Origin of the sequence: Enterobacter cloacae complex sp. SHL012 (genome assembly GCF_049237505.1) — a bacterium.
Classification (GTDB): Bacteria; Pseudomonadota; Gammaproteobacteria; order Enterobacterales; family Enterobacteriaceae; genus Enterobacter; species Enterobacter kobei.
Map to the genome: position 1 here is coordinate 1,099,543 of NZ_JBMKIZ010000001.1, position 21,763 is coordinate 1,121,305.

Genomic DNA, 21,763 nt, shown 5'->3' on the forward strand with positions numbered 1-21,763 from the left:
GCAATACTTTGCAACGCACCGGGCCGTTTTCTTTCTGCTAACTGGCTGATTTCTGGACGCCGGGCTGAGAGTAAATTGCCGCGATAGCACTATTTGCTAAAATTTCATCCCGCCACCAGGCGCTCGCAAGCCCGGCGGTTTGTTCATTCCAGCCCATCCATACCGATTCGTTACTGCTTTGAGCAAGTACCTGTTTTTCAACAAGCGCACCGCTATCAATAAACCGCTGCGCCAGATAGCGCGGTAAGTAGCCGCAGCCGAGTCCACTAATTTGCAGTTCCAGCTTAGTTTTAAAATCAAAAACCGTGATGGCTTCCTGCTCATCAAGCAGTTGCGAGGAAACCGAACATTCCGGGCGAGCGCTATCCCCCACCACGATGGCGCGATAGCCTTTAATCACGCGACGGTTAAGGGGCTCTGGCTCCTGAGCCAGCGGATGATGAGGCGCTACGGCGAACACCTGCTCCAGCACGCCAAGTCGGGCAAAGCCAAATTCACTCAGCTGGGGAGGCTCATGCAATGCCCCGACAAAAATATCTGCCCTGCCCTGCGTTAAGGCATCCCAGGAGCCGCCAAGCACACCATTGATGAAGATAAGCCGGGTGACGCTGTGATGTTGATAAAACGCTTCGATCAGCGGGGTCAAAAGAGAGAACGGGAAGGTATCATCCACGCCAATGACCAGCTCGTTCTCCCATCCCTGGTGGAGCTTGACGGCCTGTTTTTCCAGTTCACGAACGGTGTGCAGGACTTCGCGGCCTTTTTCCAGCAGCATCTGTCCGGTACGGGTAAAACGCGCGCGATGTCCGGTGCGATCGAGGATTTGGATATTAAGATCGCTTTCCAGTTTTTGAACGGTGTAACTCAATGCCGAAGGGGTTTTATAGAGCTTTGCTGAAGCAGCCGCAAAGCTCCCCTCTTTTTCCAGTGCATCCAGAATAATAAGAACATCCAGCAGCGGTTTCATGCTCGCCCCCTTCCGGTGTGCGATCGTTTCCGCTGCGGGACTTATTCCATGGGCATCACCAGCGGATCGGGATATTGATACTCAAACCCCAGCTCATGACAAATGCGATTGCCATCAACAATTTTGCCTTTGCTTTCGTCCTTTGCCTCAGCAAAAACCGGCGGAGCCAGGCCAAGCTGACGCGCCATCAGCGGGTAAAACGTGCTGCGCGAAGGATGAGAAGGTGCACATATATTATAGATGTGTCCACCTTTTGGAGCTTTTAAGAGTAGCTCAATCGCGCCAATAACATCCTCAAGATGAACAAGATTGACGACATGCTGCCCGTCCGGCGCCGATTTCCCGGCAAAAAAGCGTCCCGGATGCCGCCCGGGGCCGACCAGCCCCGCCAGACGGACGATATCCACCTGCGTGCCGGGCAAATTATGCAGCCAGTCTTCCAGCTCTTTAAGGACCTTGCCACTCGCGGTCACCGGACGGCGCTCAGTTCCTTCTTTCATTACGCCCGGAGCATCGCCATAGACCGACGTCGAACTGGTAAAAATGATACGCGGAACATGGTGCGCAAGGGCGCTGTCGACAATCTCCTGCATCGCCTGCAGATAGAATGATTCACCCGGGCCGCTGCGCCGCGCGGGTAGCGTAATCACCAGCGCATCGACGTTCATCAGCGTGTCCAGATCGTCCGCATCACACACCAGCTCCGGTTCCAGACGCAGTTCAACGCCATCAATACCGCACATGCGTGCCGCTTCGACCCCATCCCTCGTCGTTTTGCTCCCGGTCACCTGCCAGCCTTTCGCGGCTAATGACATCGCCAGCGGCATTCCCAGCCAGCCCAAACCGACAATCGCGACCTTTTTCATGCGAATTCTCCTGACTCTCACTCGTCTTTCATAAGGCTACGCCAGCCTGGCAGAACACACAATTCATAGCATCAATATGAAATGAATTAATGATCAAAAAAAGCCCTTGCAATCTGTCACACAACTGGTTTAGGTTAAAAGACATCAAATGAATAAGCATTCATCGAGAATTTATATGACACGCGTTCAATTTAAACACCACCATCATCACCATCATCCTGACTAGTCTTTCAGGCGATGTGTGCTGGAAGACGTTTGGATCTTCCAGTGGTGCATGAACGCATGATAAAGCCCCCGGAAGATCTTCTTCCGGGGGCTTTTTTTTGGACCAAATTCAGACAGGTTAAAACAGGTTAACGAGGAATAAAGAATGTTAGATAACTCACGCTTACGCATAGCTATTCAAAAATCAGGTCGTTTGAGTGATGATTCACGCGAACTGCTGGCCCGCTGCGGGATTAAAATCAACCTGCACACCCAGCGCCTGATTGCTCTGGCTGAAAACATGCCGATCGACATTCTGCGCGTGCGTGATGACGATATTCCAGGCCTGGTCATGGATGGCGTCGTTGATCTCGGGATTATCGGTGAAAACGTGCTGGAAGAAGAATTGCTGACCCGCCGTGCGCAGGGCGAAGACCCGCGTTACTTCACCCTGCGTCGTCTGGATTTTGGCGGCTGCCGCCTGTCGCTGGCAACGCCGGTTGATGAACCCTGGGACGGTCCGGCCGCGCTGAATGGCAAACGTATCGCCACCTCCTACCCTCACCTGTTAAAGCGTTATCTGGATCAGAAAGGCGTGCAGTTTAAATCCTGCCTGCTGAACGGCTCGGTTGAAGTGGCACCGCGTGCGGGTCTGGCGGACGCTATCTGTGACCTCGTCTCTACCGGCGCGACGCTGGAAGCGAACGGCCTGCGCGAGGTCGAAGTGATTTACCGCTCCAAAGCGTGTCTGATCCAGCGTGATGGCGATATGGCCGATGCCAAGCAGCAGCTCATCGACAAACTGCTGACCCGTATTCAGGGCGTGATTCAGGCACGTGAATCAAAATACATCATGATGCATGCGCCGACCGAGCGTCTGGATGAAGTGATTGCCCTGCTGCCGGGCGCAGAACGTCCAACCATTCTGCCGCTGGCGGGCGATCAGCAGCGCGTGGCAATGCACATGGTCAGTAGCGAAACCCTCTTCTGGGAAACCATGGAAAAACTGAAGGCGCTGGGCGCAAGCTCCATTCTGGTGCTGCCAATTGAGAAGATGATGGAGTAACGGCCATGCGTTTTAACACAATCATCGACTGGAATACCTGTAGCGACGCACAGCAGCGCGAGCTGCTGATGCGCCCGGCGATTTCCGCCTCCGAAAGCATCTCCCGCACCGTGGCGGAGATCCTTGATAGCGTCAAAACGCGTGGCGATGACGCGCTGCGTGAATACAGTGCAAAGTTTGATAAAACCGAAGTTGACGCGCTACAGGTCACCGGGCAAGAAATCGCGGAGGCGGAAAGCCGCCTCGGTGACGACATCAAACAGGCGATGGCCGTCGCGGTGAAAAACATTGAGACCTTTCACGTCGCGCAGAAACTGCCGACCGTGGACGTGGAAACCCTGCCCGGCGTGCGTTGTCAGCAGGTGACTCGCCCGGTGGCGTCAGTCGGGCTTTATATCCCTGGCGGTTCAGCGCCGCTGTTTTCAACCGTATTAATGCTCGCAACCCCGGCGCGTATCGCCGGATGCCAGAAAGTGGTGCTGTGCTCTCCGCCACCGATTGCCGATGAGATCCTTTATGCGGCAAAGCTGTGCGGCGTACAGGCAGTCTATAAAGTGGGCGGTGCCCAGGCCATTTCGGCCCTGGCGTTCGGGACTGAATCCATTCCGAAGGTCGACAAAATCTTTGGACCGGGCAACGCGTATGTAACCGAAGCCAAGCGCCAGGTCAGCCAGCGTCTGGACGGTGCGGCAATTGATATGCCAGCCGGCCCTTCTGAGGTACTGGTGATTGCCGACAGCGGCGCAACGCCGGATTTCGTGGCGTCTGACCTGCTTTCACAGGCAGAACACGGCCCGGACTCCCAGGTCATTTTGCTGACACCGGACGCCGATATGGCTAAACGTGTGGGTGAGGCCGTTGAGCGTCAGCTTGCCGACCTGCCCCGTGCCGACACGGCACGCCAGGCATTATCCGCCAGCCGCCTGATTGTGGCGCGTGACATGGAGCAGTGCATTGCTATTTCCAACCAGTACGGCCCGGAGCATCTGATTATTCAGACCCGCAACGCCCGCGATCTGGTCGACAGCATTACCAGCGCTGGCTCGGTGTTCCTCGGCGACTGGTCACCGGAATCCGCGGGCGACTACGCTTCTGGTACCAACCACGTTCTGCCGACGTATGGCTATACCTCAACCTGTTCCAGCCTGGGCCTGGCGGATTTCCAGAAACGGATGACCGTGCAGGAACTTTCCCGAGAAGGGTTTGCCTCGCTGGCTTCAACTATTGAGACGCTGGCCGCCGCCGAACGTCTGACTGCCCATAAAAATGCCGTTACGCTGCGCGTTGCTGCGCTGAAGGAGCAAGCATGAACATTGAAGAATTAGCCCGCGAAAATGTCCGTCGCCTGACGCCTTATCAGTCCGCGCGCCGCCTGGGTGGCAAAGGCGATGTCTGGCTGAACGCCAACGAATTCCCGACGGCGGTGCAGTTTGAGCTGTCGCAGCAAACGTTGAACCGTTATCCGGAGTGTCAGCCGAAAGCGGTAATCGAAAACTACGCCCAGTACGCAGGCGTGAAACCGGAGCAGGTGCTGGTCAGCCGTGGGGCAGACGAAGGCATTGAACTGCTGATCCGCGCGTTCTGCGAGCCGGGAAAAGACGCAGTAATGTACTGCCAGCCGACCTACGGCATGTACAGCGTCAGCGCCGAAACCTTCGGCGTGGCGTGCCGCAACGTGCAGGCGCTGGAGAACTGGCAGCTGGATCTGCAGGGGATTGCCGACAATCTTGACGGCGTAAAAGTCGTGTTTGTCTGTAGCCCGAACAATCCAACCGGGCAGATTATCACGCCACAGGATATCCGTACCCTGCTGGAAATGACGCGCGGTAAAGCGCTGGTGGTCGCGGACGAAGCATATATTGAGTTCTGCCCACAGGCGACGCTGACAGGCTGGCTTGAGGAGTATCCGCATCTTGTTGTCCTGCGCACACTGTCGAAGGCTTTCGCCCTCGCGGGCTTGCGCTGCGGATTCACCCTGGCGAATAAAGCGGTCATCGACCTGCTTTTGAAAGTCATCGCCCCGTATCCACTCTCCACACCGGTTGCGGATATTGCGGCCCAGGCGTTGACGCCTCAGGGCATTAATGCGATGCGCGAACGCGTGGCGCAGATCCTGGAAGAACGCCAGTACCTGGTCACCGCCCTGAAGGATATTGCGTGCGTGGAGCAGGTGTTTGACTCGGAAACCAATTACATCCTGGTGCGTTTTACCGCCTCGAGTGCCGTATTTAAATCTTTGTGGGATCAGGGCATTATCTTACGAGACCAGAATAAACAACCTTCCCTGAGCGGCTGCCTGCGCATTACCGTAGGCACCCGCGCAGAGAGCCAGCGCGTGATTGACGCCCTGAAAGCGGAGAAAGTATGACCCAGAAGATCCTTTTCATCGATCGTGACGGCACCCTTATTTCGGAGCCACCAGCCGATTTTCAGGTTGATCGTTTCGACAAACTGGCTTTTGAACCGGACGTGATACCGGTGCTGCTTACGCTGCAAAAAGCCGGTTATAAGCTGGTGATGATCACCAACCAGGACGGTCTGGGTACCGACAGCTTCCCGCAGGCAGACTTTGACGGCCCCCATAATTTAATGATGCAGGTGTTGACCTCTCAGGGCGTAGTGTTCGATGAGGTACTGATTTGCCCGCACATGCCAGCCGATGAGTGCGACTGCCGTAAGCCAAAAGTGAAGCTGGTTGAGCGCTATCTGGCTGAGGATATGCTGGATAAAACCAACAGCTATGTCATCGGGGATCGCATCACTGATATTACGCTGGCGGAAAATATGGGCATTGCGGGGCTTCGCTACGACCGCAACAATCTTAGCTGGGCAAAGATTGGCGAACAGCTGACAAAACGTGACCGCTACTCGCACGTTGAACGCAACACCAAAGAGACACAGATTGATGTGAAGGTCTGGCTGGACCGTGAAGGCGGCAGCAAGATCCACACCGGTGTCGGTTTCTTTGACCATATGCTGGACCAGATTGCCACCCACGGCGGTTTCCGCATGGAAATCTCGGTGAAGGGTGACCTTTACATTGACGATCACCACACCGTAGAAGATACCGGTCTGGCGCTGGGTGAAGCCCTGAAGCTGGCGCTCGGCAACAAACGCGGCATCAACCGTTTTGGCTTTGTTCTTCCGATGGACGAATGTCTGGCGCGCTGCGCGATGGACATCTCCGGTCGTCCGCACCTGGAATACAAAGCCGACTTCACCTATCAGCGCGTGGGCGATCTCAGCACCGAAATGGTGGAGCATTTCTTCCGTTCCTTGTCCTACACCATGGGCCTGACGTTGCATCTGAAAACGAAAGGCAAAAACGATCACCACCGCGTGGAAAGTCTGTTTAAAGCCTTTGGCCGTACGCTGCGTCAGGCGATCCGCGTGGAAGGTGACGCCCTTCCCTCGTCGAAAGGAGTGCTGTGATGAACGTGGTGATTCTGGACACCGGATGCGCCAACCTGAACTCCGTCAAATCGGCCATTGCGCGCCACGGCTACGAGCCGGTGGTGAGCCGTGATCCGGACGTGGTATTGCGCGCCGACAAGCTTTTCCTGCCCGGCGTAGGCACCGCCCAGGCGGCGATGGATCAGATCCACGAGCGCGAGCTGGTCGATTTGATCAAAGCCTGTACCCAACCGGTACTGGGGATTTGCTTAGGCATGCAGCTTCTGGGTCGCCGCAGCGAAGAGAGCAACGGCGTTGACCTGCTGGGCATTATTGACGAAGACGTACCGAAAATGACCGACCACGGCCTGCCGCTACCGCATATGGGGTGGAACCGCGTTTACGCGAAAGCAGGTGACCGTCTGTTTCGCGGCATCGAAGACGGTGCGTATTTTTACTTCGTGCACAGCTACGCCATGCCGGTGAACGCCCATACCATCGCCCAGTGCAACTACGGCGAGGCATTTACTGCCGCGGTGCAGAAAGACAATTTCTTCGGCGTGCAGTTTCACCCGGAACGTTCGGGCGCCGCGGGCGCGCAGTTGCTGAAAAACTTCCTGGAGATGTGATGATCATTCCCGCTTTAGATTTAATTGACGGCACGGTTGTCCGTCTGCATCAGGGCGATTACGGCCAGCAGCGTGACTACGGGAACGACCCGCTGCCGCGTCTGCAGGATTATGCGGCTCAGGGCGCGCAGGTATTGCATCTGGTGGATTTGACGGGCGCGAAAGATCCGGCGAAACGCCAGATCCCGCTGCTGAAAAACCTGGTTGCTGGCGTTAATGTGCCCGTACAGGTCGGCGGCGGCGTGCGTACGGAAGAGGACGTTGCGGCACTCCTGGATGCAGGCGTGGCGCGCGTGGTGGTAGGCTCAACCGCGGTCAACGATCCTGAGACCGTGAAAGGCTGGTTCCGCCGCTTCGGCGCCGATGCGCTGGTGCTGGCGCTGGACGTTCGCATTGACGAACAAGGTAATAAGCAGGTGGCGATCAGCGGCTGGCAGGAAAACTCCGGGGTAACGCTGGAAGAACTGGTCGAGATGTATCTGCCCGTTGGCCTCAAGCACGTGCTGTGCACCGATATCTCTCGCGACGGTACGCTGGCAGGCTCTAATGTCTCGCTGTATGAAGAGGTTTGTGCACGTTATCCGCAGGTGGCGTTCCAGTCTTCAGGCGGCATCGGCGATATAGACGACGTGGCTGCGCTGCGCGGTACCGGTGTAAAGGGTGTGATTGTAGGCCGTGCCCTGCTGGAAGGTAAATTTACTGTAACGGAGGCGATTCAATGCTGGCAAAACGGATAATCCCTTGTCTTGACGTACGCGACGGTCAGGTTGTGAAAGGCGTACAGTTCCGCAACCACGAGATTATTGGCGACATCGTTCCGCTGGCAAAACGTTATGCCGATGAAGGCGCAGACGAGCTGGTCTTTTACGATATCACCGCCTCAAGCGATGGTCGCGTGGTCGACAAAAGCTGGGTCGCGCGCGTGGCGGAAGTGATTGATATTCCGTTCTGTGTCGCGGGCGGGATTAAGTCCGCTGACGACGCGGCCAAAATTCTCTCTTTTGGTGCCGACAAGATTTCCATCAACTCCCCTGCCCTGGCCGACCCGGAGCTGATTACCCGTCTGGCCGATCGCTTTGGCGTGCAGTGCATTGTGGTTGGGATCGACACCTGGTATGACGCTGCAACCGGTAAATATCACGTCAACCAGTATACCGGTGATGAGAGCCGGACGCGTGTCACCCAATGGGAAACGCTGGACTGGGTGCAGGAAGTGCAGAAGCGCGGCGCGGGTGAGATTGTGCTGAACATGATGAACCAGGACGGCGTGCGTAACGGGTATGACCTCGAGCAGCTGAAAAAAGTCCGTGCGGTCTGCCACGTGCCGCTGATTGCCTCCGGCGGTGCGGGCACCATGGAGCACTTCCTGGAAGCTTTCCGTGATGCGAACGTAGACGGTGCGCTGGCGGCGTCCGTGTTCCACAAACAGATTATTAATATTGGTGAGTTAAAGACGTACCTGGCCGACCAGGGCGTGGAGATCAGGGTATGTTAACAGAGCAACAACAGGCGCAGCTGGACTGGGAAAAAACTGACGGATTACTGCCGGTGGTTGTACAGCATGCCGTCTCAGGCGAAGTGCTGATGCTGGGGTATATGAACCAGGACGCGCTGGCGAAAACGATCGACAGCGGCAAGGTGACGTTTTTCTCACGCACGAAACAGCGTCTGTGGACCAAAGGTGAAACCTCAGGTCATTTCCTGAATGTGGTCAGCATGGCGCCAGACTGCGATAACGACACCCTGCTGGTGCTGGCCAATCCGATCGGGCCGACCTGCCACAAGGGCACCAGCAGCTGCTTCGGTGAGGCGAGCCACCAGTGGCTGTTCCTGTATCAACTGGAACAGCTGCTGGCAGAGCGTAAAACGGCGGATCCTGAAAGCTCTTACACTGCGAAGTTGTACGCCAGCGGAACCAAGCGTATTGCGCAAAAGGTAGGGGAAGAAGGCGTTGAGACCGCGCTGGCTGCGACGGTGCATGACCGCGAGGAGCTGACCAACGAGGCGTCGGATTTGATGTATCACCTTCTGGTACTGCTGCAGGATCAGGAGCTGGATTTGACGGCGGTGATCGAGAATCTTCGTAAGCGCCACAAATAAAAAAACCGGGGAATTTCCCCGGTTTTTTTATATCCAATGTGGTTCAGGATTTGGGTTTGTAGTTACGCAGTGCATTGCGGCCCAGTACCACACCAGAACCAATAATCCCGCCCAGCAGAACCGCCAGAATTAAGGTGATCGCCTTTTTCGGGCTATCACGACGGACAGGGAGATCCGGCTTCATGACGTAACGATAGACGTGAATCGTGTCTGGATTCACATTCAACTTCTCGATATCCAGTAAGTTTTGTTTCGTCTGATAGTAAGCAGGAGAGAACACTAACGGGCGAGACGCTTCGTTATCAATCATCGATTTCAGCGCTTCACTACCCAGCAGAAACATAGTTTCCTGGGTCACATCCTGAGTTTGCTGGATCTGTGGGGTCGCGATTTTTGCAGCTTCCGCATTTTTAAGCGCCTCAGTGATCTGTTTGATTCGCAGATCTTTCTGCTCCTGAGCAACCTTTTCCTGGTTTTCCAGAGAGTCATTTAGCGTGGTAATTTGCTGCTTGATATTATCTTTGAGGTCGAGAGAAAGTTCTTTCGCTGTTTGCTGATCAACCTGCTGTATGTATTGCGCCAGCTGTTTTTGAGCCGCTTCTGCAGACTCCCCCTGATAGGAGACGCTTAACGGCAGCGGTTGCCCCTTAACGGTGGTGTCGATAGTCAGCTTTTCTGGAATGTCCTGGTTGTCGAGAGCCTGAGCTAAAGCAGAAAACGAGGAATTGAAACGATTAATAGCACGGTTCTGGATATCCAGCATTGAAGGTGCAGCGCTACCGTAAAGGATATTCAGTGCATTGGCGTAAGTGGCGATCTGCGCCGCATCTGGCTGAGCAATAATGGCGGAGGAGGTCCATTTCTCTTTCGCGACTGTAATGTATACGCCTGCTAATACGATAAAAACCGCAATAAATGCCCCAATTACCCACTTTCCGCGCCAAAGTTGCAGCACTAAATCAAGTAAATCAATTTGCTCCGGGTCAGTACTGCGCGTGACCAGGCTATTGTTGTTTTGCGTCATACAATCCCTAACAGATGAAAAAGGGCAAAAAAAAATTATGTTTACGTAGTTTATCTGTTGCTGAGGATTTTTCTATAGGAATTCGATGAGTTATATCGGAAAGATGGGTTATGTATCGGGTGTGCTACGCGCTATCATAGACAAATTCGGATGCCTTATGCATCACAAGAACGAAGCGTTAACGAGGAAAGATATGAAATTTTTGGTAACGGGCGCAGCAGGTTTTATCGGTTCACATGTCAGCAAGCGACTGCTGGACGCAGGCCATCAGGTTGTCGGTATTGATAATCTGAATGACTACTATGACGTCAATCTTAAGCTGGCACGTCTGGACTTGCTCAAATCTGACAATTTCTCTTTCCATAAACTTGATTTAGCCGACCGTGAAGGGATGTCTGCGCTCTTCGCCGATGAGCAGTTTGATCGGGTGATTCATCTGGCCGCGCAGGCTGGGGTTCGCTACTCGCTGGATAATCCACATGCTTATGCAGAAGCTAACCTGGTGGGTCATCTCAACGTGCTGGAAGGCTGTCGCCATAATAAGGTTCAACACCTGCTTTACGCCTCATCCAGCTCCGTTTATGGGCTCAACCGTAAGATGCCTTTCTCTACGGACGATTCAGTGGATCACCCTGTTTCGCTGTATGCGGCAACTAAAAAGGCCAATGAGCTGATGTCGCATACCTATTCTCATTTGTACAACCTGCCAACGACCGGCCTGCGCTTCTTTACTGTGTACGGCCCGTGGGGGCGACCGGACATGGCCTTGTTCAAATTTACCAAAGCAATGATCGAAGATAAGCCGATTGATGTTTACAACTACGGTAAGATGAAACGAGACTTCACCTACATCGACGATATCGCCGAAGCCATTATTCGTCTGCAGGATGTCATTCCTCAGGCCGATGCAGACTGGACCGTCGAGACCGGTTCCCCGGCGACCAGCTCCGCGCCTTATCGCGTTTACAACATTGGTAACAGCTCTCCGGTCGAGCTTATGGATTACATCACGGCGCTGGAAGAAGCTCTCGGCAAAGAAGCAGAGAAAAACATGATGCCGATTCAACCGGGTGACGTGCTGGAGACCAGCGCGGATACGAAAGCGTTGTATGACGATATTGGCTTTAAACCGCAGACGTCGGTCAAAGACGGAGTGAAGAACTTTGTCGACTGGTATCGCGCTTTCTACAAGGTCTGAAAATAAAAAACCCGGCTACATGGCCGGGTTTTTTACGTGCGTTAAGAGTAATCAATCGCTTCCGAACAGATCGCGGGTATAGACTTTATCCGCCACGTCCGCCAGCTCTTCCGCCATGCGGTTAGAGATGATCACGTCCGCTTCCTGCTTGAATGCATCCAGATCGCGAATCACGCGGGAGTGGAAGAACTCATCTTCCTGCATCGCGGGTTCATAAATAATAACCTGCACTCCTTTAGCCTTAATGCGCTTCATGATGCCCTGAATGGAAGAGGCACGGAAGTTATCTGAACCGCTCTTCATGATCAGACGATACACGCCCACAACTTTAGGCTGACGCGCAAGGATAGAGTCAGAGATGAAATCTTTACGCGTGCGGTTGGCATCTACAATGGCTGAAATCAGGTTATTCGGTACAGCCTGATAGTTGGCCAGCAACTGTTTGGTATCTTTTGGCAGGCAGTAGCCGCCGTAACCGAATGACGGGTTGTTATAGTGGTTGCCGATGCGAGGGTCGAGGCACACGCCTTCTATGATCTGACGGGTATTCAGGCCCAAACTCTCTGCGTAGCTGTCCAGCTCGTTGAAGTACGCTACACGCATCGCCAGATAAGTATTGGCGAACAGCTTGATGGCTTCGGCTTCCGTGGAGTCGGTAAACAGAACCGGAATGTCTTTCTTGATTGCGCCTTCCTGGAGCAGCGCGGCAAAACGCTCCGCCCGCTCAGAGCGCTCACCGATCACGATACGCGAGGGGTGCAGGTTGTCGTATAGCGCCCTGCCCTCGCGCAGAAACTCTGGCGAGAAGAAGACATTATCAATACCCAACTCTTCTTTAATCGATTTGGTGAAGCCTACCGGAATGGTCGATTTGATGATCATTACCGCTTTTGGATTAATTGCGATAACGTCTTTGATCACGGCTTCAACAGTAGAGGTGTTGAAGTAGTTGGTTTTGGGATCGTAATCTGTTGGTGTCGCGATGATGACGAAATCTGCGTCGCGGTAGGCGTCTTCTTTGTCCGTCGTGGCACGGAAATTCAGCGACTTATTTGAGAGATAATCCTGTATTTCCTTATCAACAATCGGGGACTTCTTCTGGTTGAGCATATCAACTTTGGCCTGCACGATGTCCAGTGCAACCACTTCATGATTCTGAGCAATTAGAATGCCGTTTGAAAGACCAACATAGCCTGTTCCGGAAATAGTTATTTTCATTCGCTAATGACTTCTGTGAGTTAACTGTATTGATGGCCACCTGACCATCGCGATGAACCTGACTGTTGGGCTTTGTACCTCCTTGCCAACAGAACTGTCAAGGCAAACCAGGAGTAATCCCTACGAGTGGGCTGACATTCAGACTTCTTCGAAAAAAATCGGCATTTTCAGGATAAAAAAAACCCGGAGAATTCTCCGGGTTATGTTCACAGCCAGTTGATTAAATTATTCCATCCATTCGGTATGGAATACACCGTCTTTATCGGTACGTTTATACGTATGTGCACCGAAGTAATCACGCTGCGCCTGAATCAGGTTCGCTGGCAGTACGGCAGCACGGTAGCTGTCATAGTACGCCACGGCAGCGGAGAACGTCGGAACCGGAATACCGTTTTGAACAGCGTAAGCAACCACATCACGCAGTGCCTGCTGGTATTCGTCGGCAATCTTCTTGAAATACGGTGCCAGCAGCAGGTTCGCGATACCGGCATTTTCAGCATAAGCATCAGTAATTTTCTGCAGGAACTGAGCGCGAATAATGCAACCAGCACGGAAGATCTTCGCGATTTCGCCGTAGTTCAGATCCCAGTTGTTCTCGTCAGACGCTGCACGCAGCTGTGAGAAGCCCTGCGCGTAGGAAACGATTTTACCCAGGTACAGAGCGCGACGAACTTTCTCAACGAATTCCGCTTTGTCACCCGCTGGCTTAGCCTGCGGACCAGAGAGCACTTTAGATGCCGCAACGCGCTGCTCTTTCAGAGAGGAAATGTAACGTGCAAACACAGATTCGGTGATCAGGGACAGAGGTTCGCCCAGATCCAGAGAGCTCTGGCTGGTCCATTTACCAGTACCTTTGTTCGCTGCTTCATCGAGAATCACATCGACCAGGTATTTACCCTCTTCATCTTTCTTCGTGAAGATATCTTTAGTGATGTCGATAAGGTAGCTGTTCAGCTCACCTTTGTTCCACTCGGTGAAGGTTTCAGCCAGCTCTTCGTTAGAAAGGTTCAGACCGCCTTTCAACAGGGAGTAGGCTTCTGCAATCAGCTGCATATCACCGTATTCGATGCCGTTGTGAACCATCTTAACGTAGTGGCCCGCACCGTCCGGACCGATATAGGTCACGCACGGTTCGCCATCTTCGGCAACCGCTGCGATTTTGGTCAGGATAGGTGCAACCAGTTCGTAGGCTTCTTTCTGACCGCCAGGCATGATAGATGGGCCTTTCAGGGCGCCCTCTTCACCACCGGAGACACCGGTACCGATGAAGTTAAAGCCTTCAGCAGACAGTTCACGGTTACGACGGATGGTGTCGTGGAAGAAGGTGTTGCCGCCATCAATGATGATGTCGCCTTTATCCAGATACGGTTTCAGGGAATCGATAGCAGCATCGGTACCCGCGCCCGCTTTCACCATTAACAGGATACGACGAGGCGTTTCCAGAGACTCAACGAACTCTTTAACCGTATAGAAAGGAACCAGTTTCTTGCCTGGATTCTCAGCGATGACTTCTTCAGTCTTATCACGGGAGCGGTTGAAAACGGAGACGGTATAACCACGGCTTTCGATGTTGAGCGCCAGGTTGCGCCCCATCACTGCCATACCGACAACGCCGATCTGTTGCTTGGACATTACATACTCCTGTCAGGTGTGGTCACCACGAAAAATACGTGGCTTGAATGTATCTATGATGTTAACTCAGGATACGAGGTGAAAGGTAGTGGAAGATGCTCTTTAAATAATTTTCATTTTTATCAATGCGTTATGAAACACTGAACATCTTAATACAAACTTTCATACTGCCTGGAGATAATCTTCCAGGTATACCTGCGTTCTGCAATTTCCTGCATTGCAGCTGCATTCTCTGAAATATTAAGCTTTTGATCATTCAAAAGTTGTACAAGGTTATCGCTGTCAGTAAAATAGAAAGCTTGTCCTTCCGTTGTGAAACGGTTGAAGCTGCAATCATATGCATATATAGGTTTGCCAAAGTGCATTGCTTCAACCAGGGAAGGATTAGTACCTCCAGCGGAATGCCCGTGAAGATAGCCAGCACAAGCCATTCGAATGTGATAGAGAAGATTTATATCATAAATTGGATTGATTAGCTCAATGTTGGAAAAGTGGCTATATTTCTTTACGAGCTCACGCCCATATTCGCTGGAATTCCAATTACCAATGAATTTAATTTTCTTTTGACTTTTCGTAAACGAATCAAGAATAAGGTGTATATTATTCTCTGGTTCTATCCGGCAGATGCTGAGAAAAAACTTTTCATCATCCTGGAGGAATGTATCAACTCCACTGGAGGTTGAAATTTCACAAACATTTACTGCGTGATCACCGCCATATGCAATAACTTCACTTTGCAGCTTATATTTTCTATAAACATAATCCGACAAAGCTTGATTATCAGTAATAATTACATCAGAAAATTTAATAGCTATATATTCAGAAAATTTCAAAAACAAACGTGCGAACCGACCCCATTTTTCTCTTCTCCACTCCAACCCATCAATATTTGTAATAACCTTACTGCGGCTAAAGAGTTTAAAAAAAGGGAAAATAACAGCGCCAGAAACGCCGAGCACAAGTATCACATCTGGCTTGGTTTTCAGAGTTTGCATTATTGAAACCATATCATATGCAATACTTTGAATTCCATTCGCTTTTAATGGTATATACTTTAATTTAGCGCCATTGTGGTGTTCTAAACGTGTCGAAAGTTGTTTTGATGAACAAAAGACTTCGTAGTTAATATCTTCACTAGAAAACCTTGTCAGGTTTTCAACAAGCGACTCAAATCCACCATAGGAAGCAGGAATACCAACAATACCAATTATAGATATTTTTTTCATTTATAACCTTCATTCTTCGAATCAATTGAATTAATTGATCGCTCTCCATTCATTAACAGCATAATAGGGAACATATAAAAAACATCTAACAAATTAAAAAATAAAACACTGTCCGTCATTGCTTTAATTGGTATTATTGCGAACAATAAAGAGCATATAAAGCCATAGCGTAAAAACGTTTTAAAAGTCACGACTATAAATAGAATTAACAGCATTAATACCGGTAGCAATCCAAATAATGAGTGTATTAAGACAAAAGAATTATGTGGGTTGTTATTTAGAATATTAATTATCTCCATTCCATTGAATGATCGGCCCAGGACAAGATCAGTCAGACCGAAATTGGAAAAATACTCATCATATATAACACTTCTTGTGGTTTTTAACCCTTCGGAAAAATTTGTATTATCAGCAATTCTTTCATTCAGAGAACTGAAATCAACATACATTATAAAAGGTGAGCAAATCAAAACTACAATCAGCATTCCTTTCAAGCCAAAGGTCTTATACAGCGCAACACACAATATCACTGCGGAAATTAATAAAGCTGTTCTTCCCTTTAATAAAAAGCACATTAATAACGTAACAATTGCGACGGGGAGTAAGTTTCTATTTCGTAGAGTAAACAAAAAACTACAAGCAACGGGAAAAATTACAAAGGTGGCTACAATATTTCTGCTAGCCTCAAAGAAAATTAGATTTTCATCATGAACAATTAAAAGGCGTATTATAATCAGTGCACACGCCAAAAGAAGAAAGTGAAAAAAATAACGCTTATAATCCAAAATATACAATGCATATGAAAAAGCTAAAAATGCCACCCCAGAGAATATAAAGTAGATCTTCAGTTTCCAGTCATCGTTTGGTGATAATAAAGCTGAAACAGAAAATATAATCAAAATAATTGCAAGCCCAAAAATGACGTTTTGGGAGAAATAAGTCTTGTTAAAGATGAATAACATTAGAGAAGATGCTAAAAAAAGGACTGTTACCATTTGTCGTATTAGCACACCATCGAATGTCATTGAAAAGAGATAAATTGCAGTCAATAATAAGAATACTGCTTTAAATATGCTTTTCATCGATATGATCTTTTATAAAATTTTGAATATGACTAAGAATATTCTTTTCGAAAATATCTTTAGTTAGGTTGGTAGCATAAAACTCTCTAGCTCGGGAAGCTAAAAGCTCAGTATCTATTTTTTGTTGGCAGATATTTTTTAACACTTCGGCGAAAGCGTCAATATCATCTTTATTAATGAGTATCCCATTATTATTATTGCTAACTATCTCTGCAGCTCCACCATGTGAAGTTGTAATTATTACACATTTTGCTCGCATTGCCTCCAAGACTGTAGTTGGAAAAGGATCACTCATAACAGATGGAACCAGAACCACGTCATAGTTGAACATTTGACGATCAGCACAGTCACTGAAACCAAGTAATCGAACATTATTCTCTATATTATTTTCTTTAAGATAATGTCGAAAATCGTCGAGTAATGAAGGTCTATTTGGTGGTGCATCTCCGTATGCATCAATTAAGATACTTTGGTTTTCATTATTAGTGAGTTTCTTTACAGCATCAGCTAAAAACCAATATCCCTTTTCAGGCATTATTCTACCTACCATAAGGAATTTTGGGTTGGAAAGATTAATTTTCTTTTGGGAAATGGAGGCTTCAAAAATATCTGGAACACCATTTTTTATTACGGTAGCACATATATTCTCGTCTCCATTCGTTACATAATCTTTAACTACATTGGATACGCAAAAAATTTGATTCGCACTCTTCTTTATTAAAAAAGCCAATGCCCTACCAGAGAATTTTTGTTTCTGATTTTCATGGCAATGGACTATATTTTTAACAAGAAATAATTTACAACCAAAAGAAACCAAACCTGCAGCATAAGTGTTAATGTAAAAAAAATCATAGTTATTTTTATTTTTGAACAAATAAAAACTGAATTTTATGAAATCTTTAACAAGAGAAGATATGCCTTTCGCAGTGAAAATTTTACTATGTACAACTGGAATAGTATCGACTTTATTATATTTTATATTCTCAATTTTGCATGATTGTTTTGACAGAAATTCTTCAAGACACTTTTTATCATTTTTAAACCAGACTTCAATCAAAAAATAATTTGATAAAATAGATATCACATAAGATAAAATCTTCGTTGCGCCATAGCTGTCATCTAAAGGATGAATTATAACAATCTTTCTCATTTCATTCAAATCCATTATAGTTTCCTTCGAAGTAACCAGCTTTCTTCAAAAGAGATTCATTAAAAGACGTTCCCCATACGTGGGTCTGGGCATTACCTTTTACAAAACCCACGCTCGAATAAATTGTTGCTAATACCTCAGGCTGATCTATTAATATCATGATCTGACCAGGGATTTTTGATTGAATAAATGTACAGTCAAAATATCGAGAATAATCCGTATTTTCTCGCGGGTGGGATTTTATGCAAATTTCATTTTTATCATAGATGCTGCAATAATGCTCATAAAGAACTTTGTAAATCGCGATTTTTTCTGTCTCGGACATCATTCCATCTTCTGAAAATGGTTGGGTAAAAATAACAACTTTTGAAAGTGGTACATAAGGCTCATTAGAAAAGAGATCTAGAAAATAGTTTTTCTGAATAGATGAGAGGTTATTCCAAGTTTTAGTAATATCGATCTGCGTTACTTTGTTGCTAATTTCTTCTGGTATATTAACAATACCAGAGAGAATAACCTCATTTATATCATCGCCCCATCCAAAGAAAGGACCACTTGAACCGAATAGATATTTTCTGAATAAAGATTTTCGATTTTGCTTTGTAGATGCATAATTAGCCAATCCATCTTCAATTAAGACAAAACCAAGACTGCGCTTAATGTAAAGCTGCGAAAAATATAGATGATCATGCCCATACACTTTACTCTTTTTCATTTTAAGATGAAGGCAAATGTTTTTATAACGATAATAAACTGCCCTTAGCAACAGGCTTATTAATTTAGGATGATTATTGAATGAAGGAAATAACACTGAAGAAGGCAGTTTTCTCTGGACATCTTGTGAAATGCCATCGGAAACAATAAAGGTTGTCTTTTTAAAATCTTCTGGTCTTATAAGATAATACATGAAAAGACCATGTATATTATTAACAACACAAATTATTGGTAATTGCAATTCTCGACTATTTATCATCTAACATTCCCTAAAGCCCACGGTACAAGTTTTGTTTTATAAGCAAGAATCCAGGTACCTAAAAAACGTAGAAACATCGAAATAGCAAATGAAATCGCGACGCCTTTTATACCAAATGGAGTAATCAATAACATAAGAAGGATGACATTAAATATTCCGCAGGCTATCGTTAAAACTGATAATTGTCCTGTTTTTTTGGCGTAAAACAAATAATTAGTTACCATTAAATACATGCCAAGACAAACCTGCCCTATGCACAACCAGCCTATAACAGATTTTCCTGCTTCATATTTTTCGCCTGCAACCAAGGTTAAAATATAAGGTGAAATGAAGAAAGATAACACACCAATACATACTAATAGAATAAAATAATAATACGTTTTACTAACGATATGCTTCCTCTCAATAAACGCACTATTACTCAATTCCTTGAAAAGCCATGGCATAAATGCTTTATTAACTGCATCGAAAACGATCACCATTCCCATACTTAATTGCATTGCCACCATGTATATACCAGCCTGATCAGAACCCATTTTAGCATTTATAAAAAAACGGTCGACTGAACTAATAAGATACATGCCAAAAACATGAGGTATTAGAGGAACGCTAAAACTTAACGCATCCAGAAACATACCTCTATGTATTTTCTTAAAGCTTAATAATTTATCTTTTTGGATGAGATAAATAACAATGACTAAAATAATAATCATGGTATATATTTGTGCTTCAATTCGTCCCTCGGCATGACGTCCAAGAACCACAACGAAAGCCAATGTGAAAATAAAAAGAAGAAGGCTTTGTCCGATTTGCAACATTCCAAATGATACCGCTTTCTCAGTAACTTGCCATTGGTTAAGCCGAAATTGGACAATGAAATTTATACCACTTATGAATATAGCAGCGAGAATCCAGTTTTTATTTATCCCAGTAAAATATTCCAAGTGTGATGAAAACATTAAAGTTAAAGTAATAATGATTGCTAGACTTAGAATCAAAAGATAAAAACAAGCACCGTTGTAATTCCTTAAATAATCTTTGTCTTTTTTATCGAAAAAAACCCGCGCAGTTGCACCTAGAGTATTAAATGCAATAACTGACACTAATCCTGTAATAATTGTTTGGAAAATAGCGATTTTTCCATACTCAGATGTCGTAAGATATCGGGTTAGTATTGGTAAAAGAACAAAAGGTATAGATGCATTTAATATGTTTGAAATCAAATATACTGATGATTTCTTTAGAAAAGACATAGGATACCTGTTTTAATTAATTCTTTTAGACAGTAGTATTTCAGCCAATTCAAAATCTATTTCCTCATCAATATCAATAGAATTAAACCTGTTCATTATATAAGCAAAAGTCCCTTTACTATAAATAGTATTTATGTTTGAGACATAATCCCTATTAAATAAATAGATTGAGCCATTTAATCTATAATATGTAGGAAGATCTTGAGTCCGTTTAATACTGGCTTCTGGAATAAAATTATCCATCGATAAATCATCTTCCAAAACGTTACAATATTGAATAGGATGCTCAATCTCGCATACTGAGACTATCGCCTTTGCTTTTTTTTCTACCATCAAGTCAAATGCATTAATGATGTCAGTCTCGGTTCGCAGAGGTGAAGTTGGTTGTAATATCATAATAGTAGAAACTACGACACCAGTTCCCTCTAACCAATTTACTATATCTGTAACAACATCATTGGTAGTTGCCGTATCAGATGAGAGTTCAGGCGAACGAAGGTAAGGAACCTCTGCTCCGGCGCGTATAGAAATTTCACGGATCTCATCAGAATCCGTGCTAACTATAATCCTATCGAATAGCTTAGATTTTAAGGCTGCTTCTATCGTCCATTCAATCAGAGGTCTCCCACAAATTTTTTTAATATTCTTACCTGGGAGTCTTTTACTACCGCCTCTGGCAGGAATTATCGCTATTTTCTTCATTATAAGTACAACCCCTGGATATCTTGTTGAGCTTTATTAAAATCATCCATACGACCAATATCCAACCAGTATTCATGGATTGGGAACATTGTTACTTGTTTATCCATTTTTATTTGTTGCTCTAATAATGTTGGCATGTCAACTTTAGTATTTGCTCCAACATTTTTATATATTTCTGGATTAACAACATAAATGCCTGCATTCACAAAAAATTTTTGAATTGGCTTTTCGACCATATCCGTAATGACATTCCCTTTGCCACGAACAACTCCATATGGGATTTGATACTCATATTCCCGCACACACATAGTCGCAATTGATTTTGATTCAATATGAAATTGCAAAAGCTTCTCAACATTAAGCGTCGTAAGTACGTCACCATTAATCATGATCAATGGTAAATTACCGATATCATTCGGTAAAAGCCCAAGGGCACCGCCAGTCCCTAAAGGCTCAGCCTCATAAACATAGGTTATATTAACACCCCATTTAGAACCGTCGCCAAAATAGTCTGAAATATAATCTGGCATATAATGCGTTGAAATATATATATTCTCAAACCCAGAGGAAATAAACTGAGTTAAAAGTGTTTCCAAAATTGGTTTATCACCAACCTTAAGCATTGGTTTTGGGCAATTATCGGTTAAGGGTTTTAGCCTGGTCCCAAACCCACCCGCCATTATAAAAATAGGATTTTGGTAGCTAGGCTTCTCCATACTTGTTTCATAAGTTTCCAAACCAACTACTTTCCTAGTCAGAGAATCAATAATTGGTATTGCTAGTATAGATCGATTTGACATTAATTGGACTAACTGCGATTTTGATGTTTCAACAGTTGCTGTGATGGGTGATTTATTCATCACGCAGCTGACATTTTCGTCAAGATCAATATTATTTATTATACCACGCCGTATATCACCATCGGTAAGTACTCCAAGCAACCGGCCTTCAGCATCGATAACAAGGGCTATACGTAAGGCTTCGTCATTGATTATTTTGAGTGCACTACGAATACTTTCATTTGGTGATATAAGAACTTTTTGCCATTTTTTTTTCATCGTATCCCCCTGACTAGCGAGC

Annotated in this window: 22 protein-coding genes and 1 other annotated feature; of the genes, 10 read left to right on the plus strand and 12 right to left on the minus strand. The window is 46.9% G+C overall.

What is annotated here, in order from left to right:
• Positions 1 to 37: 37 nt before the first annotated feature.
• Together ACOTY9_RS05275 and ACOTY9_RS05280 are read right to left on the minus strand one after the other, a co-directional pair.
• A complete protein-coding gene (locus tag ACOTY9_RS05275) occupies positions 38 to 967 on the minus strand; it encodes a LysR substrate-binding domain-containing protein (RefSeq protein WP_023330855.1) in 930 nt (309 codons plus the stop codon).
• A gap of 41 nt (positions 968 to 1,008) precedes the next feature.
• A complete protein-coding gene (locus tag ACOTY9_RS05280; RefSeq protein ID WP_023330856.1) occupies positions 1,009 to 1,833 on the minus strand; it encodes an SDR family oxidoreductase in 825 nt (274 codons plus the stop codon).
• A gap of 175 nt (positions 1,834 to 2,008) precedes the next feature.
• Between ACOTY9_RS05280 and hisL the strand changes: the two genes are divergently transcribed.
• From hisL to hisIE, 9 genes are all read left to right on the plus strand, one after another.
• Positions 2,009 to 2,059: a his operon leader peptide gene (gene hisL, locus ACOTY9_RS05285; RefSeq protein WP_001364200.1), complete on the plus strand. Its 51-nt coding sequence runs from the start codon at positions 2,009 to 2,011 to the stop codon at positions 2,057 to 2,059.
• Positions 2,035 to 2,158, plus strand: a sequence feature (His leader region). It overlaps the preceding gene by 25 nt.
• A gap of 45 nt (positions 2,159 to 2,203) precedes the next feature.
• A complete protein-coding gene (hisG, locus tag ACOTY9_RS05290; protein WP_023330857.1) occupies positions 2,204 to 3,103 on the plus strand; it encodes an ATP phosphoribosyltransferase in 900 nt (299 codons plus the stop codon).
• 5 nt (positions 3,104 to 3,108) lie between these two features.
• A complete protein-coding gene (gene hisD, locus ACOTY9_RS05295) occupies positions 3,109 to 4,413 on the plus strand; it encodes a histidinol dehydrogenase (RefSeq protein ID WP_348565397.1) in 1,305 nt (434 codons plus the stop codon).
• Positions 4,410 to 5,471, plus strand: a complete 1,062-nt coding sequence (gene hisC, locus ACOTY9_RS05300; protein WP_014884468.1) for a histidinol-phosphate transaminase — start codon at positions 4,410 to 4,412, stop codon at positions 5,469 to 5,471. The genes hisD and hisC overlap by 4 nt, the downstream gene beginning before the upstream one ends.
• Positions 5,468 to 6,535, plus strand: coding sequence for a bifunctional histidinol-phosphatase/imidazoleglycerol-phosphate dehydratase HisB (gene hisB / locus ACOTY9_RS05305; RefSeq protein WP_348565396.1), 1,068 nt, complete (start codon positions 5,468 to 5,470; stop codon positions 6,533 to 6,535). Before hisC ends, hisB begins: the two co-directional genes overlap by 4 nt.
• On the plus strand, positions 6,535 to 7,125 hold the full coding sequence (gene hisH / locus ACOTY9_RS05310; RefSeq protein ID WP_014884470.1) for an imidazole glycerol phosphate synthase subunit HisH: 591 nt from the start codon (positions 6,535 to 6,537) through the stop codon (positions 7,123 to 7,125). The genes hisB and hisH overlap by 1 nt, the downstream gene beginning before the upstream one ends.
• Positions 7,125 to 7,862 carry a 1-(5-phosphoribosyl)-5-[(5-phosphoribosylamino)methylideneamino]imidazole-4-carboxamide isomerase gene (hisA, locus tag ACOTY9_RS05315; RefSeq protein WP_023330861.1) on the plus strand — a complete coding sequence of 246 codons (738 nt, stop codon included), beginning with the start codon at positions 7,125 to 7,127 and terminating at the stop codon, positions 7,860 to 7,862. The genes hisH and hisA overlap by 1 nt, the downstream gene beginning before the upstream one ends.
• Complete coding sequence (gene hisF / locus ACOTY9_RS05320; RefSeq protein WP_023330862.1) at positions 7,844 to 8,620, plus strand: imidazole glycerol phosphate synthase subunit HisF; 777 nt, start codon at positions 7,844 to 7,846, stop codon at positions 8,618 to 8,620. Before hisA ends, hisF begins: the two co-directional genes overlap by 19 nt.
• On the plus strand, positions 8,614 to 9,225 hold the full coding sequence (hisIE, locus tag ACOTY9_RS05325; RefSeq protein WP_014884472.1) for a bifunctional phosphoribosyl-AMP cyclohydrolase/phosphoribosyl-ATP diphosphatase HisIE: 612 nt from the start codon (positions 8,614 to 8,616) through the stop codon (positions 9,223 to 9,225). The genes hisF and hisIE overlap by 7 nt, the downstream gene beginning before the upstream one ends.
• Positions 9,226 to 9,268: 43 nt before the next feature.
• On the opposite strand, the gene wzzB is transcribed toward hisIE, so the two are convergent.
• A complete protein-coding gene (gene wzzB / locus ACOTY9_RS05330; RefSeq protein WP_088126573.1) occupies positions 9,269 to 10,249 on the minus strand; it encodes an LPS O-antigen chain length determinant protein WzzB in 981 nt (326 codons plus the stop codon).
• Positions 10,250 to 10,442: 193 nt separating this feature from the next.
• On the opposite strand from wzzB, the gene ACOTY9_RS05335 reads away from it, so the two are divergent.
• The gene (locus ACOTY9_RS05335) at positions 10,443 to 11,447 is read left to right on the plus strand and encodes an NAD-dependent epimerase (protein ID WP_221703409.1); all 1,005 of its coding nucleotides are present in this window, start codon (positions 10,443 to 10,445) and stop codon (positions 11,445 to 11,447) included.
• A 51-nt stretch (positions 11,448 to 11,498) separates the two neighbouring features.
• Here the strand turns inward: ACOTY9_RS05335 and ugd are convergent, their stop codons facing one another.
• The 9 genes from ugd to ACOTY9_RS05380 all read right to left on the minus strand — a co-directional run bounded on the left by ugd (position 11,499) and on the right by ACOTY9_RS05380 (position 21,741).
• The gene (ugd, locus tag ACOTY9_RS05340; protein ID WP_048995784.1) at positions 11,499 to 12,665 is read right to left on the minus strand and encodes a UDP-glucose 6-dehydrogenase; all 1,167 of its coding nucleotides are present in this window, start codon (positions 12,663 to 12,665) and stop codon (positions 11,499 to 11,501) included.
• 225 nt (positions 12,666 to 12,890) lie between these two features.
• Positions 12,891 to 14,297, minus strand: coding sequence for an NADP-dependent phosphogluconate dehydrogenase (gene gndA / locus ACOTY9_RS05345; RefSeq protein ID WP_048995787.1), 1,407 nt, complete (start codon positions 14,295 to 14,297; stop codon positions 12,891 to 12,893).
• A 149-nt stretch (positions 14,298 to 14,446) separates the two neighbouring features.
• Entirely contained in the window at positions 14,447 to 15,523 is a 1,077-nt protein-coding gene (locus tag ACOTY9_RS05350) for a DUF1972 domain-containing protein (RefSeq protein WP_348565395.1), read from the minus strand.
• Positions 15,520 to 16,605 carry a hypothetical protein gene (locus ACOTY9_RS05355; RefSeq protein ID WP_248196933.1) on the minus strand — a complete coding sequence of 362 codons (1,086 nt, stop codon included), beginning with the start codon at positions 16,603 to 16,605 and terminating at the stop codon, positions 15,520 to 15,522. The genes ACOTY9_RS05350 and ACOTY9_RS05355 overlap by 4 nt, the downstream gene beginning before the upstream one ends.
• Entirely contained in the window at positions 16,589 to 17,770 is a 1,182-nt protein-coding gene (locus ACOTY9_RS05360) for a glycosyltransferase family 4 protein (RefSeq protein WP_348565394.1), read from the minus strand. The genes ACOTY9_RS05355 and ACOTY9_RS05360 overlap by 17 nt, the downstream gene beginning before the upstream one ends.
• Entirely contained in the window at positions 17,757 to 18,728 is a 972-nt protein-coding gene (locus ACOTY9_RS05365; protein ID WP_248196939.1) for a glycosyltransferase family 52, read from the minus strand. The genes ACOTY9_RS05360 and ACOTY9_RS05365 overlap by 14 nt, the downstream gene beginning before the upstream one ends.
• Complete coding sequence (locus tag ACOTY9_RS05370; protein ID WP_248196941.1) at positions 18,725 to 19,981, minus strand: lipopolysaccharide biosynthesis protein; 1,257 nt, start codon at positions 19,979 to 19,981, stop codon at positions 18,725 to 18,727. The genes ACOTY9_RS05365 and ACOTY9_RS05370 overlap by 4 nt, the downstream gene beginning before the upstream one ends.
• Positions 19,982 to 19,993: 12 nt before the next feature.
• Positions 19,994 to 20,683 (minus strand): cytidylyltransferase domain-containing protein, encoded by a 690-nt coding sequence (locus tag ACOTY9_RS05375; RefSeq protein ID WP_048995755.1) that lies wholly within the window; start codon positions 20,681 to 20,683, stop codon positions 19,994 to 19,996.
• Positions 20,683 to 21,741 (minus strand): nucleotidyltransferase family protein, encoded by a 1,059-nt coding sequence (locus ACOTY9_RS05380; RefSeq protein WP_248196944.1) that lies wholly within the window; start codon positions 21,739 to 21,741, stop codon positions 20,683 to 20,685. Before ACOTY9_RS05380 ends, ACOTY9_RS05375 begins: the two co-directional genes overlap by 1 nt.
• Between the last annotated feature and the right edge of the window lie 22 nt (positions 21,742 to 21,763).

Coding starts and splice junctions, on each gene's coding strand:
- ACOTY9_RS05275 (WP_023330855.1), bottom strand. CDS start 967: ATGAAACCGCTGCTGGATGTTCTTATTATTCTGGATGCACTGGAAAAA.
- ACOTY9_RS05280 (WP_023330856.1), bottom strand. CDS start 1,833: ATGAAAAAGGTCGCGATTGTCGGTTTGGGCTGGCTGGGAATGCCGCTG.
- hisG (WP_023330857.1), top strand. CDS start 2,204: ATGTTAGATAACTCACGCTTACGCATAGCTATTCAAAAATCAGGTCGT.
- hisD (WP_348565397.1), top strand. CDS start 3,109: ATGCGTTTTAACACAATCATCGACTGGAATACCTGTAGCGACGCACAG.
- hisC (WP_014884468.1), top strand. CDS start 4,410: ATGAACATTGAAGAATTAGCCCGCGAAAATGTCCGTCGCCTGACGCCT.
- hisB (WP_348565396.1), top strand. CDS start 5,468: ATGACCCAGAAGATCCTTTTCATCGATCGTGACGGCACCCTTATTTCG.
- hisH (WP_014884470.1), top strand. CDS start 6,535: ATGAACGTGGTGATTCTGGACACCGGATGCGCCAACCTGAACTCCGTC.
- hisA (WP_023330861.1), top strand. CDS start 7,125: ATGATCATTCCCGCTTTAGATTTAATTGACGGCACGGTTGTCCGTCTG.
- hisF (WP_023330862.1), top strand. CDS start 7,844: ATGCTGGCAAAACGGATAATCCCTTGTCTTGACGTACGCGACGGTCAG.
- hisIE (WP_014884472.1), top strand. CDS start 8,614: ATGTTAACAGAGCAACAACAGGCGCAGCTGGACTGGGAAAAAACTGAC.
- wzzB (WP_088126573.1), bottom strand. CDS start 10,249: ATGACGCAAAACAACAATAGCCTGGTCACGCGCAGTACTGACCCGGAG.
- ACOTY9_RS05335 (WP_221703409.1), top strand. CDS start 10,443: ATGAAATTTTTGGTAACGGGCGCAGCAGGTTTTATCGGTTCACATGTC.
- ugd (WP_048995784.1), bottom strand. CDS start 12,665: ATGAAAATAACTATTTCCGGAACAGGCTATGTTGGTCTTTCAAACGGC.
- gndA (WP_048995787.1), bottom strand. CDS start 14,297: ATGTCCAAGCAACAGATCGGCGTTGTCGGTATGGCAGTGATGGGGCGC.
- ACOTY9_RS05350 (WP_348565395.1), bottom strand. CDS start 15,523: ATGAAAAAAATATCTATAATTGGTATTGTTGGTATTCCTGCTTCCTAT.
- ACOTY9_RS05355 (WP_248196933.1), bottom strand. CDS start 16,605: ATGAAAAGCATATTTAAAGCAGTATTCTTATTATTGACTGCAATTTAT.
- ACOTY9_RS05360 (WP_348565394.1), bottom strand. CDS start 17,770: ATGGATTTGAATGAAATGAGAAAGATTGTTATAATTCATCCTTTAGAT.
- ACOTY9_RS05365 (WP_248196939.1), bottom strand. CDS start 18,728: ATGATAAATAGTCGAGAATTGCAATTACCAATAATTTGTGTTGTTAAT.
- ACOTY9_RS05370 (WP_248196941.1), bottom strand. CDS start 19,981: ATGTCTTTTCTAAAGAAATCATCAGTATATTTGATTTCAAACATATTA.
- ACOTY9_RS05375 (WP_048995755.1), bottom strand. CDS start 20,683: ATGAAGAAAATAGCGATAATTCCTGCCAGAGGCGGTAGTAAAAGACTC.
- ACOTY9_RS05380 (WP_248196944.1), bottom strand. CDS start 21,741: ATGAAAAAAAAATGGCAAAAAGTTCTTATATCACCAAATGAAAGTATT.